Here is a 14,846-nt window from a genome sequence, read left to right as displayed (position 1 = left end):
TATTAGAACTATATTGATTGCCTTCACCGTATATCAAAAATTAATTAATATATAAATTCTGTGATGAAAGCCCGATCTCGTAGGTCAACATTTTCCGTTATACATAAGACCAGGATCAGGGCTTTTTTATGTGTCTAGACAATGAATCATTTACGCTTTATTCCCTATGTCGCCACGTACATGGTAAGTCTGATAAACGTCTCTCTTAGATACTTGTCTATCTTTGGCCACTTTTTTTATCGCCTCTTTGGACGTTTGTCCTTCGTTGATATACGTATCAACATGTTCTTGCACAGACATCTCCTCCCACCAGGCTTTTTCTTCCCCAGCATCTAAAGCAAAAGTGGCGATGTCTTCATGGCCGCTGACAATGAGACAAAACTCCCCTCTTACAGTGTGCTCTGTGGCCCATTGAAAAACGTCTTCCACAGATCCCCTTACGTACTCTTCATGCCTTTTACTGATTTCACGCACAAGTGATATTTGGCGATTACCCAACGTATGTAAGATAGCGGACAGTGTCTCTTTAATACGGTGTGGGGATTCATAGAAGATCATGGCATAAGGTACCCGTCGAAGTGAATCGAGTTGCACTTTTTTCTTTTTCTTATTGCGATCCAAAAAGCCATAAAATAAAAAGTGATCTGTGCTTTGCCCTGAAGCCACGAGGGCTGTGAGTGCTGCATTAGGCCCCGGTAAAGAAATGACAGGTATGTCTTGAGTGATGGCAGCCTGTACAAGGTCCGTTCCTGGGTCTGATATCCCTGGCATGCCTGCATCAGACACGAGGGCGACATGCTTCCCTGCTCGTAAATCCTCTAAGATACGCTGACCACTTTGGCGCTTGTTATGTTCGTGATAACTCACCAGTTTGTTATGTATATCAAAATGATTCAGTAACTTTTGGGTCTGTCTAGTATCTTCAGCGGCAATATAGTCTGCCTGTCTGAGTATGTCCACAGCTCTAAAGGTCATATCTTGTAAATTCCCAATGGGGGTAGGAACCAGCGTTAGGGAACCGACCTTCCGTTGCGCCTGAAAACTTTTTTGTACTTTCATGTCACCACGCCTCCTTTCCGTTCAAAATGGTGGATGAGTTTTATTTTTTGCGTTCTACCTAGTTTTTTAATTTGGGCTTCACGTTTTAACGCAGCAGACCGGTCTTCACAACGTTCGACATACACAAGCTTAAGCGGTCCACGGCCGCGTGTGTACTTGGCACCCTTTCCTGCATGATGCTCGGCTAACCGTCTGCTAACATCCGTAGCATAGCCAGTATATAACGTGTTGTCCTTACACCGTAAGATATAGACATAGTGCTGACTGTCTTTCCTTTCAGCCATAGTAAATCTCCTTCAGGGCCTCAGTATATTGATCATTCTCATCATAGACGATGAGAGGCGACAATGTGGTAAGTTCAGGCTTCCCATCCTTCAACGCTTCAATAAGTACCATGTTCGCTTCTTTTTCTGACTTAGGGTGTATGAAACGCACCCGTTTTGGTTCTAGGCGGTATGCTCGCATGAAGGTGACGATATCAATAAGACGACTTGGGCGATGAACCAGGGCCACTTTTCCTCCCGGACGTACAAGTTGACTGCTGATATGGATGACATCCTCTAGCTCACAATATATCTCATGTCTTGCTATGGCAAAATGCTCATTATGATGCTTCTCCCCCGTTGTGACCGGCATATAAGGAGGGTTACAGGTTACCACATCATAGCGCCCATGTCCTAGCTTCGATGGGGCATTTTTGATATCCATACGATAGAATTTAACTTGATCCTCCAACTTATTCAAAGCTAAACTTCTTTGGGCCATATCAAAGACTTTGTCTTGAATTTCTACGCCCTCAATTGTAGCCTTCGTCCGTTGAGCAAGCAGAAAAGGTATCACCCCGTTCCCTGTGCATAGGTCCAGTACACGTCCTCTTTTCAGTGGCAGGTAGGCGAATTTCGCTAACAGTATCGCATCCATTGAAAAGGAGAAGATCTCTGGACTCTGAATAATTTTAATCTCTTCATTCAACACATAATCTAGTCTCTCATGATCCTTTAACATTTTTACACACAATCCTTTTCATTGATGTAAAAAAAGAGCCTGGCTCCCCAGACTCCTCCCTCATTTCCGCTTTTATGATTTGTTTAGAAACGATAGACAAAACAGGCAATCCCCTTCTTTACGAATACTTCCGTAATGAAGATTACAGATATGAAACCCCTCTTGATACAACCGGGCGAGATTATCATATCCTTCACCAACCTTGTATGTCTTACCACGTTCCCCTTCTTGAGCAGGTTTTTGATCCGACTTTTGGTGTTCTGGTTGTATATCTTCTAATCGTTTTCTAAGATGTCCATTTTCTATGATTAAGCCTTGATTCTCTTCAATTAACTCACCGATATGCTGTTTGAGAGACCCGAGCTCTTTGTATAAAGCCCCGATTTGGTTCTCAAGGTGTGACACTTGCTCAAACAACGCTTTTTTATCCATCATCTCCACTCCCATACAGCAAGCTATTCCTTAGGTGCATCGTTCATGGCAAGCTCTTCTTCTGGCCCTTCCTGATGTTGTATGAGCTCATCCAGCGTGAATTCAACTACACGGTCTGATTCCTTAAGGTCTATTTGTACCAGTCTTTCCAGTAAGTTTAGCCCTACGACCTTCCCTTCTCCTAGTGAAGTGACGGCCATTTCCCCTATATCCGGGAGCTCTTTAATGGCGGACTCGTACTGATCGTTCTCATACTTCAAGCAACACATGAGACGACCACATAAACCTGAGATCTTCGCTGGATTTAAGGATAAATTCTGGTCCTTAGCCATCTTAATGGATACGGGTTCAAAGTCCCCTAGAAAGGAGGAACAACATAAGACCCTTCCGCAAGGTCCAATCCCTCCGAGCATTTTGGCCTCGTCACGTACCCCAATCTGCCTGAGTTCTATTCTGGTACGGAAAATTGAAGCTAAGTCTTTCACTAATTCTCTGAAGTCAACCCGTCCCTCAGCCGTAAAGTAAAAGATGACTTTATTACGGTCAAACGTGTACTCAACATCCACAAGCTTCATGTCTAATTTATGTTCGCTAATCTTATGGAGACAAGTGTCAAACGCTTCTTTGGCAGCTGCTTGGTTTTCTTCAACTTTCTTTCGATCCTCACCATCTGCAATACGTAGCACCTTTTTTAGCGGAAGCACAACATCCTCTTCGTCCACTTCTTTGATGGGCGTGACGGCCTTGCCGTACTCAATACCGCGCGAGGTCTCTACGATGACAAATTGGTCTTTTTCCACCGGGTACTCATCCGGGTCAAAGTAATAAATTTTCCCTGCCTTTTTAAATCGTACCCCTACGACACTGTACAAAGTTTATCCCTCCTGTAAACGAATCACCATCTGCTCAAGAAGGAGTTGTGGGTTTACGTTCGCATGTAGTCTCTTTTTTGCCTCTAAAATTGACGTAAGATTCCTCGCTAATCGTTCCTTAGACAACTGAAGCGCTTGTGTTGATAGTTTATCCATCTGATCTATATAGACGATTTTTTGCGTCAAGCCTGCTTGGATATAAAGTAAATCCTTATACCACATTAAAAGGAGATCTAGTACAACAGCCAATTGTTCACGGTCTTTTAAGATGTTTGTCCACTTATCTTGAATGTGAAATACGGCTTGTGTTGTGACCTTCTCCACCTCTTCTACTAATTGTATCACTAAGGTTCTAGCCTCTGCAAATTCATTCGCCTCACATAAGGCGTTAGCTTCTTCCATGTCTGTTGAAATATGGGAAGCGAGAGAAGCGAGTCCAGGAGGGTGGGATTCTTCTAGTGCATGTTTAATCTCTAGAGGTGAAGGAGGAGGAAAGGCAATTTCCTGGCATCGAGAGAGTATCGTGGGAAGCAAGCGGTGCTTATGTTCTGTTAGTAATAACGCATAAGTGCCTGGATGGGGCTCCTCTAGAAATTTAAGCAACCCGTTAGCGGCCTGCGTCGTCATGGTTTCTACCTGCTCAATCACATATAATTTTTTTTGCTCCTCCACTCCCCGATAGGAAAATTCTTTTTGTAACTCACGTACCTGCTCTATTTTGACGCTCTGTCCTTGTGGTGCGATCCAATGAACATCAGGATGATTGTGGTTAGCCACTCTTGTACAATCGATACACGCTTGACAGGGCAATCCATTTTCCCTTTGCCTACAGTAAAGGGACTGAGCAAACAGTCGTGCCATGTCTCGTTTCCCAGCCCCTTTTTGCCCCACTAATAGATACGCGTGCGCTAATTTATCCTTTACAAAAAGTCTCTGTACCCATTGTTGGATATGCTGTTGTCTCTGTTTATGTGCTTTGTTTTCCATACCCTTTACCTTCCCACCTTAAAATTGCTCAAATTGTTCAACTGGAACAACAAATACGGTCGCGCCACCGACTTGGATTTCGACCGGATAGGGTACGTACGAATCTGCGTTACCACCCATCGGAGAAACGGGGGCAACGAGCTGCTCTCTTGCTTTACAATTTTGCTTGATAATCTCCATGACTTCCTCCACTTTTTCATCCTCTGTACCGATTAAAAAAGTGGAGTTCCCAGCTTTAAGGAATCCTCCCGTACTGGCTAGTTTTGTAGCTCGAAACTCTGCTTCAACGAGCGCATTTGATAAACGATTGCTATCCTTATCTTGCACGACAGCAATAATTAACTTCAATATAGGCACCTCCCTTTTTAATGTACATTATGCATTTAGTCTTTCTTTGTCTCTACTAATCGCTTGAAATCCTTTCTGATTCGAAACTGAATATCTTCTATCGATTGATTCCCATCTAAGGGATGTATATGGTCCTGGCTGTTAGCGAGAGCTTTAAACCCTTCTCTTACCCTTTGATGATAATGCAGTTCTTTTTGTTCGATACGGTCTAGGTCCGTTTGGAACTCGGTTTGCTTACGACCATTCATTCTCCCACGGCCGACTTCAGGATTGATGTCTATCAGATAAGTGCGCTGAGGTTTTAGCCCTCCCGTGGCGAGTTCATTCATTTGACGAATAAGGTCCTCGCCATAACCCAACCCGTAACCTTGGTATGCGACACTCGCCTCTACGAATCGATCACATAAGACTACCGTCCCCTTATCGAGGGCAGGCTTGATTTTTTCATGGACGTGTTGAGCCCGAGAGGCTGCATAGAGATAAATTTCTGTCTCAGGCGCCATTTCAGTGTGGGCAGGATTGAGAATAATTTCTCGAACTCTGTCGCTAATATCTGTTCCCCCTGGTTCACGAGTGGTCAAGCAGGGCAACCCCTGCTGTTTCACAAACTCGGCGAGAAGTTCCAACTGTGTGGTCTTGCCGGCTCCATCAGGTCCTTCGAATGTAATAAAAATACCGCTCACTGTTTAATTCCTTTCTATATGAAAATAACGTTATCTACAGTCTACTCTGTTAGCATTATTATAATTGAAGTTGTCCCAAGTTGCATTCACTTTCTTTCATCTTAACACTCGTATCATTTGAATAGGCCGATTTTTCCCCTGAAAATATGCCCCTGCTGTTTGTAACGCTTGTATGGTTTGGAGCATGTCTCTGGTCACCACTTCTCCTGGTATGCTAATCGGAACACCCGGCGGGTAAGGAGTCATCATTTCACCTATTCTTCTCCCTTCAGCCTCCTCAATATGCACAGATTCTATTTCGTGTTGTTTGTACGTTTTCATCTGAAATGTTGAGCGTTCGTCAGTGTACATATCTTTGAGAAAGGATGCATCTTGTCCGCTTAACGCTCGTACAGACCTGTATGGCTTTTTCTGAAACTGTGTTGCAATATCCTTTAACGCGGTTAAGAGTGCCCCACTCCAATCCTCATGAGGAACAAGTGGCAGGGTCAGAAGGACATTATATGGGTCCGCCATTTCAACGTCGATGCTTCGTGCCTCTAGTTCTTGTTGCAGGTCATATCCGCTTATATTAAAGACAGGCTGTATAGTCAGTTTAAAAGGGTCACAAACTGGAATTCCCTCTTCTTGTGTTCCTAAACCCATGACCATATAACGCTCCGTCTTATGGATATCATTTTTTAGTTTTTCAGTTGCGCGTATATAGTGATGCCAGTCCTGTTCAGATATTTGCTGGAGTTGCAATCGGGCTAAGTCAAGAGATGCCAGAAGGGGATACGATGGACTGCTAGATTGTAGGCTGTGAATATAGTGAGCGATATCTTCTCTAGGTATTCGTGAACCCTGAATGTGGAGCATCGACGTCATCGTCAGGGAGCTTAGCATTTTATGTGTAGACTGGACACTGACATCTGCGCCACTTTTCATTGCAGACAGAGGTAATGCTGGATGTTGACCAAAGTGAGCACCGTGGGCCTCATCTACTAATACCGCGGCATTATGTCTGTGTGCATAGGAGATAATCGCCTCTAATTGTTGTATGGACACCCCGTAATAGTTGGGGGTTGTCAGGATGACCGCCTTGATTGACTCGTGCAATCTAAAAGCTTCCTTTACTTGTTGCAGTGTGAGCCCGAGCGGGATATGAAAAATATCACTCATTTTTGGACTGATTACAACGGCTTCCACTTCAGCCATCGCGAGTGCATGAAAGACGGATTTGTGGCCATCCCTCTGAACAAGCACCTTATCTCCCTTGTTCAGTGTACCTAGTATCATAGACAGATTACCCGCTGTACTTCCATTAACAAGAAAGGACGTGTCCTCCGCATGAAAGACTCCCGCTGCAAGCTGCTGGGCTTCAGCAATGATACCGTGTGGATCATGAAGGTCATCGAGTCCTGTCAGTTCTGTTAAATCTATTCGAAGCAAGGAATCATAAATCTCATATCCGACGTGATCAAAGACATGCCCTCCCTTATGACCGGGGACATGGAATCTAGCTCTGCGCTCTTGATCATGTTGTAATAATGCCTCTAAAATCGGTGCACGACCATGAGATAGTGTATCGTTCATGTTTTTGTCCTCCTACACTAAAAATAAACAGGGACAGACCCCATTGTTCTGTCCCTGTTTATTTTAACACGTGTGCGCTGCGTATCTTATTATTAGACCTCATTATAGCCAATGCCTTTTAAGCCGTGTGACATCAGGCATTTTCTTTGAGCCATATCCGTTTCATTTGTTGTACGAAAAAGTTATATTTTTCCTCAGAAACGTCAGTCATAACGATCTCGGTTTCACACTCTCGACAGATAAATTGATGCCAAATATGAATACCTTCATCCTGATGGCGTGAGCAGATCACGCACATTTCAGGTACACGCTGTTTGACTTGTGCTTGCATGACACCATCCTCACTTTCCCCATTATTTATTACAATGCTTTTTCCCACATTATGGGATGTTGGGCTTCATTTTATACTTTTTAAACGTTTTTATTTTTCAATTTTATTTTCTAAATAGTTTTACAAACCCAACTGAAGTCGCGTCTATCTTATTTAATGCATCAAGATGCTCATTGGTCATCTCAAAAGCTTTATTTTTTTCTTCCTGTGCCCATTGCTGAAAAAACGCCTCCTTCGTACACCATTCGGCGCGCTCGGCCGGTCGATGTGTAACATTGGGCCACGCTTGCTGTAAAGTGGGACTATAAATGGCGTCGTTTTTCTTGTGGAGTTGGTTCCCCTTCAGATGAGTATGGGACGCTGATAAAAAGGACCTTTGATCGCTGAATAGTCGGGGCCAATAATCCTGCCTAGAGCCAGTATGTTCAGTCTTCAATGCCCAACGCTGGATACCTGGGGACACTTCAGGAGTGATAAACAAAATCTGATATAATCTCTTTCCTACGCGGATTCTTTCTTGTATGTCTTGAAATTTCCTCATGATGGTCCCCGCGACACGGATATGCCGTCCCTGAAGGTAAGGGAATAGCACCTGATTGAAATGCATAATTTGTTGTATGATGAATGGCCAGTGTTCAAAGACTTGATGCTCATACGATGGATGCTGTACAACGCGGTCTTCTATATGATGCTGCTCATTCATAATAAGGGCGTATGTGATGCCTTTAGATGATCGTTGCGTCACACCTAGTTGGTTGTATCGCAACCAAAACCATGACCACATGAGCTTCATGAAAGTAGAGACGTGAAAATAAGGCAGTAGATGAAACAAGGGTTTTTTAGATTGTTTGCTCCGCTCATACAGAAGAAGTTGAGGATAAGCATCCTGAAAGATCAACCAGTTACACCGCTCTAATAGGTGGAAAAAATGCTTCAGTTCATCCTTCGAGAGTAAATGTGGGAGCATGTCCCCTTTTAGATCAGTCATGTTCCAGCCCCCATTTCTAGAAACCATATGCGCTAGAAGGGCCCAGTGTATTTCTGGATGTCGGCGATAAAAAGAAAGATACGCCTTCGTTCGGGTGACATTGTTACGATTATATTTTTCAGTTAAATCCTCTATCTCAGAGACGACCCTTTGTTCATCATCCGTTAGTTTGATAGAGGGCTTTCCCTGCAAAAATCTTTCATCATGCTTTTGCCATTCAGACATAAGCCGTGTGACTTCCCAGGAAGGGATAGAAGCATTCTGCTCAAAATGTTGTAAATACCCATACTGTCTCTTTGTTCCCTTCACCACACCTCAACCCTTTCCTTCATGATGCCGTAAACTTTCTTTATGTTTAGCATCCGAAAACGAGGCAAAAAAAATACTTGCAGACATCTGCAAGTGTGGTGACGATAAATTTATTATTTAGATATTCGCAACATACGTACATACGTAGTAAAAGTTAAGTAAAGGGTCTACATCATCATTTTTAGACAGGCTAGAGCGGCTACCCCCGGCAGCCCTAAAAATCCTGCAACGGCCACCGTAATGATGTTAAGAGGTATATAGAGGCTAAAATAATCAGCAAAAATGTTAAAGACGAACAGAAAGGCAGCCCCCATCATCAGATGGATGACTCCTTTTCCAAACCATTGTACAGGTTTCCACCTATAGTGATTAAGAATAAGGAATAGTAGTGTCACGATGATCATCACACCGATAGGGTACATATCCATGGCTTTAAATCCTCCTTTATTTTAGACGTCCTTATGGCATACATACTCGTCTACAAAGGATTTAGAACCGTCATGAATCACGGTCTAGATCTAAATACCAATAATTCATAAATTCCCTTTTTCTCGCCTGTTGTAAAAGGTAGCGGTACCTGATTTCCGCTAGCACCTTAGGCATTTGAGAATACATGTCTTCCTTGTCTTCTATCCGCCAGGCCTGAATCTCGGTCCACTTTTTTCTAGCATGTTCGATACTTGTCATGAGCCGGTACTGCTCGTTCAACTTCACGTCACGCTTATGCCAGAACATGTCCATCCCTCCCTCTCTCCATCCTATGAGAGAGAAAGGACGTTCATGACACTTTGTGCGTTCCTCCTGTTTTCTTCACAGCCAACTCAATTTATTATAGCTCACGTCTACCTTCTAACGCCTTGCTTAGAGTCACCTCATCAGCATACTCTAGGTCCCCACCCACCGGTAATCCGTGGGCGATACGTGTCACCTTAAGTTCAAATGGTTTGACCAACTTGGAGATATACATGGACGTTGCTTCTCCTTCAATTGTTGGATTAGTAGCCAATATGATCTCTTGGACCTCGTCATCCTGGAGCCGTTTTAGAAGATCGGGAATCTTAATATCTTCTGGCCCGATCCCGTCCATGGGTGAGATTGCCCCATGCAAGACATGATACAAGCCATCGTACTCCTTGGTTCTCTCCATAGCGATGACATCCTTCGGGTCTTGCACAATACAAATAACGGAACGATCTCGTTGTTTATCTTGACAGATACGACACGGATCGTGATCCGTTATATTACTGCATACAGAGCAATATTGTAGATTTCGCTTAGCGTTGACGAGTGATTTGGCAAGATCTAAGACGTCATCCTCTTTCATAGAAAGGACGTAAAAGGCCAGACGACCGGCTGTTTTAGGTCCGATGCCTGGCAACTTCATAAAGCCTTCAATCAGTTTTGATATCGGTTCTGGGTAATGCACCTTTGTTCCCCCTTAAGGAAGGCCGTTAGAATAATCCCGGTAGGTTCATTCCTCCTGTATATTTACCCATGTCTTCCTGAACAAGCTCATCCACTTGTTTAAGGGCATCGTTCATTGCCGCTAATACAAGGTCTTGGAGCATTTCTACATCATCTGGGTCAACGGCTTCTTCTGATATTTTAATATCTAGAATTTCTTTATGTCCATTGGCCGTAACGGTCACCATACCACCGCCGGCTGTGCCTTCTACTGTTTTCTCTTTAAGCTTCTCTTGTGCTTCTTGCATTTGCTTTTGAAGCTTTTGTACTTGTTTCATCATGCCACCCATGTTTTTCATGATTCATTGTCCTCCTTTTTATGTTGTGAATCTTCCCCATCAACTAATTCGACAAGGTCACCAAAGAGTCTGACCGCCTCTTCATGATGTTCTTGGTCATTTTGCTGATTTTGTTGGTGTTCTGGATGAGGGGGAGGGGATGGATTGTCTTTTTCCCCTGCTTGTTCACGGATGAATTGTTCTTTCACTTCATCCCATTCATTATACATAATTGTAACCATTTTGACAGGGGATTGTAATAGGTTTGCGACAACCTCCTCTATCATTTCACGATTATCAGGATCTTCCGTTGTATTCCGATGAAACTCATTTTTAAATGATAATAGAAAAAAGGTGTCACCACAAGCCACAGGTTCACAATCATCCAATAAAGCCTTGAGTACAATTTTCTTTTTCTTAACCTGCTCTAAAATCTGGCTCCAGTTCTCACCCAAACGATGTAAGTGAGACTTGCTTGCTGTTTTGAGCAATTCTATCAAGCGTTGTCTAGACATCGGTGGTGGAACCGACTTTTTAGTCGGTTTAGATGCGTCGGTCTCATCTGCTGCCTTTTGACCTGATTGTATCGCCTTCCGAATAGATGTTAGCGCTTGTTCAAGCTCCGACACCTTGCTCTGCAAAGCACGTACCTCTTCAGTTTGTTGTCCTGTTGGTGCTATGCCCGCTTGGTTTGTGCTTGTGTGCTCCGCTATTTGCCCTGACGCTGACGTGACGTTTGAAGGGCGAGTGTCCGCTTGTACTTGCCTTCTATCCTCGCCTGCTTCGAGCCCAGCCAACTGAATACAAATGACCTCTAGGTACACCCGAGGATGGTTGCTCCATTTCATCTCTTGTTGGACAGCACTAAGCTTCTCAATGCCTTGGCTGATTTGTTCAGGACTATATGTCTCCGCTTTGCGCTTCAGGTCTTCAGTGACTTGAACGCGCTCAAGCATATCCTCTAATCCGGGTGCGGTTTGATATAATAGCAGATCTCTGAAGTAATAGATCAAGTCTTCTACTAGGCGTACAGGCTCCTTGCCTTGGTCTAATAATCGATGTAAAGAGGTCAGCGCGTGGTCGAGTTGACCCGCGAGCATCGCATCAGCCAAATCTGAAAGGGCCTCCTGAGATACCGCCCCAGTGACGGCGAGAACGTCCTCTAGCGTTACTTCTTCCACCGCATACGATTCGGCCTGATCTAAAAGACTAAGAGCGTCTCTCATCCCACCTTCAGCGACCTGCGCGAGTAATTGTACCGCTTGGGGTTCAGCCACGATGTCCTCTTGTTCACACACCCACTGCAGTTGGTCAGCAATCGCTGATTTGGATATCCGCCGAAAGTCAAATCGCTGACAACGGGAGATAATGGTGAGTGGAATTTTGTGAGGCTCCGTAGTTGCCAATATAAACATGACATGCGCTGGCGGTTCTTCAAGGGTTTTCAACAGCGCATTAAACGCACCCTGACTTAGCATATGTACCTCATCAATGATGTACACCTTCACACGTGCTTCAGTCGGAGAGAAACGTACTTTATCCCTTAACTCCCTAATTTCATCAACCCCGTTGTTAGAAGCGGCGTCTATCTCAACCACGTCCACCACAGTGCCATTTGTAATACCTTGGCACGTACGACAAGCGTTACACGGCTCAGGGGCGGGTGCTTTTTCGCAGTTAACAGCCTTAGCTAGTATCTTCGCCGTACTTGTTTTACCTGTACCACGCGGTCCGTTAAAGAGGTAAGCGTGGGAGTAGTTTGCTTCCAACAAGGCGTTTTGTAAGGTTTTGGTGATGTGTTCCTGACCCACAACGTCTTGAAATTGTTGCGGTCGCCATAACCTATACAATGCTTGGTAGCTCATAGAGTCTTCTCCATTCTTCGTTACATGCTATATCTATTATATCATGGCACAAACCTTTTTACCTCATGCGTATGGATATGAGACTGAAGGTTTGTATAACGCGCATGCTACTCACTGCTCTGTAGCAGACACTTAATTTATATATTGAAAAAAACACCTGTCATTCAGGTGTTTATCGTTTAAGTACCAGTATATTTTAATAATGCTGCGCACCTATCTTCGATAAGTATCACACAAGCGAATCCATGTAGTTAGCTCAAAACAGGCAATCCTGCGGCACACGAAATGGACCACTTACCGCTGCTTCCTTCCGGACCTGACGGGATTCATGGGATCTCGTTGCGTAGGACCCATTCGTCAACACCACTTGCATGAACCAGACCCTGCATGATACAAACCTTAGATAGGAATTCAACCCTGCTATAGCGGATTGCAGGTTACAGGGCACCGCTACCTCCCCATCTAGCACAGCAAACTTTGTTTATGATTGTTAGGCATCAAAATGTGATGCATATACCATTATAACGAAAACCAATGCATAACTCAAGGGTAATGTTTACCAACGTGAATGATGTCACTCATACTCCGTCCGACTTTGTTTTTCTTGCTTTTTACTCTGACGTAAACGTCGGAAAAAATCCTTAAGCAAGCACTGACATTCTAATTGTCGTATATGAGGAATGACGTCTGCCTGATGGTTTAACCTCTCATCTTGTAAGACGTTATAAAGCGACCCTGCGTACCCTGATTTGGGGTCGTCGGTCCCATAGACAAGCGTGGTTATTCTAGATTGAATAATCGCCCCTGCACACATTGGACATGGTTCTAGGGTAACATATAACGTACAATTCTCCAAACGCCACCCTCCAAGGTGGCGAGCTGCTTCGTTAATGGCCATGATTTCAGCATGCCCTAACGGATTACGGTCCGTTTCCCTACGATTGTAACCTGTACCAATGATTTGTTCATCCTTCACTATGACTGCGCCAATAGGAATTTCTCCATAGGTTTCTGCTATCTTAGCCCATTCAATCGCTTCAGCCATGTATTTGTCGTGCTCTGACCTGCCACATGCTTGTTGATCCATGAAAATACTCCTTCATTATAATGAGAATATTATATCTTGATATAGACCTATGGTACAATAAGTAATTAGGAAATCAACAAGAGGAGGATAAGCCTATGACCACGCCCTTTATCAGTATTGAGGGCCCTATCGGGGTAGGGAAAACGTCACTAGCTAAAGCGATTAGTGACCGTTACGGATTTGAACTAGTACAGGAAATCGTAGAAGAAAATCCTTTTCTAGATAAATTTTATGACAATATTGAAGAGTGGAGTTTCCAAACTGAAATGTATTTCTTGTGCCATCGGTATAAACAGTTACAAGATGTCGAGAAGCACTTTCTCCGTCACCAACAGCCCGTTGTCTCCGACTATCATATCTTTAAAAATAAAATTTTCGCTCAAAGGACACTGCAGGAAAGAGAACGGGACAAGTACTTACAGATTTATGATATCTTAACGGAGGACATGCCAACACCTAACCTTATTATCTACTTAAACGCAAGCCTCGATACCCTCGTTCAACGGATTCAGCTTCGAGGCAGACATATAGAAAAGAATATTGACCACGTGTATTTGAAGCAATTATCAGAGGACTATGCGACCTTCATGGCAGCATTTAAACGAGCCCATCCCGCTATTCCGGTGATTGAAGTGGACGGTGACCAACTCGACTTTGTGACCCGTCAGGGCGACTTGAACACTATCCTACTGCATTTTGAAAACAGCTTGGAAAAGGAGAATATGTATGAATTTACGAGATAAATATCAGATACCACAGGACACCATCATTACCATTGCTGGTACTGTGGGCGTGGGAAAGTCAACGATGACCACACGTCTCGCGGAGGCTTTAGGGTTCCGCACCTCTTTTGAAAAAGTAGACCAAAATCCGTACTTAGACAAGTTTTACCAAGACTTTACACGTTGGAGCTTTCATCTTCAAATTTATTTCTTAGCAGAGAGATTTAAAGAACAGAAAAGAATTTTTGAATATGGCGGTGGCTTCGTCCAAGACCGCTCAGTATATGAGGACACGGGTATCTTTGCTAGAATGCTATATGAAAAAGGGAACATGACGAAGACAGACTTTGATACGTATCAATCCCTCTTTGATGCTATGGTGATGACACCTTATTTTCCGCATCCAGATATCATTTTATATCTTGAAGGTAGTTTCGAGGATATCGTTCAGCGAATACATGAACGTGGGCGTCAAATGGAACAAGACACCCCTCTAGCGTATTGGAGGGAATTATATGACCGCTATGAAGCGTGGATTAATCAATTCTCCGCTTGTCCAGTATTACGGATGGATATTAATGAATATGATGTCGTCAATAATCCTGACTCTATCCACTTGATCTTAGAAAAGTTAAGCAAGAAATTAAATCATCCGGTTATTCATGGCAGATAGCAGATCAGGATTTCCCCTCCACATCTCCTATACGGCATTTATGAGTCGTTAGATAGTTGATTCAAATGCATAAAAAATGGACCAGAGCGACGACTTGTCATCCTGGTCCATTTTTTATCTCCAATCATCCTGCTTATCGATTCTGCTCATGTATGTATGGCGGAGGAA

General features: G+C 43.6%; 19 protein-coding genes and 1 other RNA gene. 2 read left to right on the top strand and 18 right to left on the bottom strand.

Annotation, left to right across the window (positions count from 1 at the left end):
- Positions 1–150: 150 nt before the first annotated feature.
- The 18 genes from rsmI to tadA all read right to left on the bottom strand — a co-directional run bounded on the left by rsmI (position 151) and on the right by tadA (position 13,283).
- The gene (gene rsmI / locus JKM87_RS16250) at positions 151–1,059 is read right to left on the bottom strand and encodes a 16S rRNA (cytidine(1402)-2'-O)-methyltransferase (RefSeq protein WP_202081431.1); all 909 of its coding nucleotides are present in this window, start codon (positions 1,057–1,059) and stop codon (positions 151–153) included.
- Positions 1,056–1,343 (bottom strand): GIY-YIG nuclease family protein, encoded by a 288-nt coding sequence (locus JKM87_RS16245; RefSeq protein WP_202081430.1) that lies wholly within the window; start codon positions 1,341–1,343, stop codon positions 1,056–1,058. Before JKM87_RS16245 ends, rsmI begins: the two co-directional genes overlap by 4 nt.
- Positions 1,336–2,064 carry a tRNA1(Val) (adenine(37)-N6)-methyltransferase gene (locus JKM87_RS16240; RefSeq protein WP_202081429.1) on the bottom strand — a complete coding sequence of 243 codons (729 nt, stop codon included), beginning with the start codon at positions 2,062–2,064 and terminating at the stop codon, positions 1,336–1,338. Before JKM87_RS16240 ends, JKM87_RS16245 begins: the two co-directional genes overlap by 8 nt.
- 72 nt (positions 2,065–2,136) lie before the next feature.
- A complete protein-coding gene (yabA, locus tag JKM87_RS16235; RefSeq protein WP_202081428.1) occupies positions 2,137–2,496 on the bottom strand; it encodes a DNA replication initiation control protein YabA in 360 nt (119 codons plus the stop codon).
- Between the two features lie 23 nt (positions 2,497–2,519).
- A complete protein-coding gene (locus JKM87_RS16230) occupies positions 2,520–3,368 on the bottom strand; it encodes a PSP1 domain-containing protein (protein ID WP_202081427.1) in 849 nt (282 codons plus the stop codon).
- A 3-nt stretch (positions 3,369–3,371) separates the two neighbouring features.
- The gene (gene holB / locus JKM87_RS16225) at positions 3,372–4,355 is read right to left on the bottom strand and encodes a DNA polymerase III subunit delta' (protein ID WP_202081426.1); all 984 of its coding nucleotides are present in this window, start codon (positions 4,353–4,355) and stop codon (positions 3,372–3,374) included.
- Positions 4,356–4,373: 18 nt separating this feature from the next.
- Entirely contained in the window at positions 4,374–4,703 is a 330-nt protein-coding gene (locus tag JKM87_RS16220; RefSeq protein WP_202081425.1) for a cyclic-di-AMP receptor, read from the bottom strand.
- A 35-nt stretch (positions 4,704–4,738) separates the two neighbouring features.
- Positions 4,739–5,386: a dTMP kinase gene (gene tmk / locus JKM87_RS16215; RefSeq protein WP_202081424.1), complete on the bottom strand. Its 648-nt coding sequence runs from the start codon at positions 5,384–5,386 to the stop codon at positions 4,739–4,741.
- A gap of 96 nt (positions 5,387–5,482) precedes the next feature.
- A complete protein-coding gene (locus tag JKM87_RS16210; protein ID WP_202081423.1) occupies positions 5,483–6,961 on the bottom strand; it encodes an aminotransferase class I/II-fold pyridoxal phosphate-dependent enzyme in 1,479 nt (492 codons plus the stop codon).
- A gap of 133 nt (positions 6,962–7,094) precedes the next feature.
- Positions 7,095–7,292 (bottom strand): sigma factor G inhibitor Gin, encoded by a 198-nt coding sequence (locus JKM87_RS16205; protein ID WP_202081422.1) that lies wholly within the window; start codon positions 7,290–7,292, stop codon positions 7,095–7,097.
- Positions 7,293–7,395: 103 nt separating this feature from the next.
- Positions 7,396–8,589, bottom strand: coding sequence for a DUF2515 family protein (locus JKM87_RS16200; protein ID WP_202081421.1), 1,194 nt, complete (start codon positions 8,587–8,589; stop codon positions 7,396–7,398).
- 167 nt (positions 8,590–8,756) lie between these two features.
- Positions 8,757–9,017 carry a pro-sigmaK processing inhibitor BofA family protein gene (locus tag JKM87_RS16195; RefSeq protein ID WP_202081420.1) on the bottom strand — a complete coding sequence of 87 codons (261 nt, stop codon included), beginning with the start codon at positions 9,015–9,017 and terminating at the stop codon, positions 8,757–8,759.
- Between the two features lie 70 nt (positions 9,018–9,087).
- Positions 9,088–9,324, bottom strand: a complete 237-nt coding sequence (locus JKM87_RS16190) for a hypothetical protein (protein ID WP_202081419.1) — start codon at positions 9,322–9,324, stop codon at positions 9,088–9,090.
- 94 nt (positions 9,325–9,418) lie between these two features.
- Positions 9,419–10,015 carry a recombination mediator RecR gene (recR, locus tag JKM87_RS16185; RefSeq protein WP_202081418.1) on the bottom strand — a complete coding sequence of 199 codons (597 nt, stop codon included), beginning with the start codon at positions 10,013–10,015 and terminating at the stop codon, positions 9,419–9,421.
- A gap of 25 nt (positions 10,016–10,040) precedes the next feature.
- Positions 10,041–10,352, bottom strand: a complete 312-nt coding sequence (locus JKM87_RS16180; RefSeq protein ID WP_202081417.1) for a YbaB/EbfC family nucleoid-associated protein — start codon at positions 10,350–10,352, stop codon at positions 10,041–10,043.
- Positions 10,349–12,196, bottom strand: coding sequence for a DNA polymerase III subunit gamma/tau (gene dnaX / locus JKM87_RS16175; RefSeq protein WP_202081416.1), 1,848 nt, complete (start codon positions 12,194–12,196; stop codon positions 10,349–10,351). Before dnaX ends, JKM87_RS16180 begins: the two co-directional genes overlap by 4 nt.
- Positions 12,197–12,401: 205 nt before the next feature.
- Positions 12,402–12,667, bottom strand: an RNA gene (gene ffs / locus JKM87_RS16170) — signal recognition particle sRNA large type.
- Between the two features lie 103 nt (positions 12,668–12,770).
- A complete protein-coding gene (gene tadA / locus JKM87_RS16165; RefSeq protein WP_202081415.1) occupies positions 12,771–13,283 on the bottom strand; it encodes a tRNA adenosine(34) deaminase TadA in 513 nt (170 codons plus the stop codon).
- A 95-nt stretch (positions 13,284–13,378) separates the two neighbouring features.
- Here tadA and JKM87_RS16160 point away from each other — a divergent pair, with 95 nt between their 5' ends.
- Together JKM87_RS16160 and JKM87_RS16155 are read left to right on the top strand one after the other, a co-directional pair.
- Entirely contained in the window at positions 13,379–14,026 is a 648-nt protein-coding gene (locus JKM87_RS16160) for a deoxynucleoside kinase (RefSeq protein WP_202081414.1), read from the top strand.
- On the top strand, positions 14,010–14,678 hold the full coding sequence (locus JKM87_RS16155; protein ID WP_202081413.1) for a deoxynucleoside kinase: 669 nt from the start codon (positions 14,010–14,012) through the stop codon (positions 14,676–14,678). Before JKM87_RS16160 ends, JKM87_RS16155 begins: the two co-directional genes overlap by 17 nt.
- The last annotated feature ends 168 nt before the right edge of the window (positions 14,679–14,846 follow it).

The sequence above is a fragment of the Caldalkalibacillus salinus genome, from assembly GCF_016745835.1.
Taxonomy (GTDB): Bacteria; Bacillota; Bacilli; order Caldalkalibacillales; family JCM-10596; genus Caldalkalibacillus_A; species Caldalkalibacillus_A salinus.
Note: the sequence above shows the minus strand (reverse complement) of the source record. Positions and strands in the feature narration are given on the sequence as shown.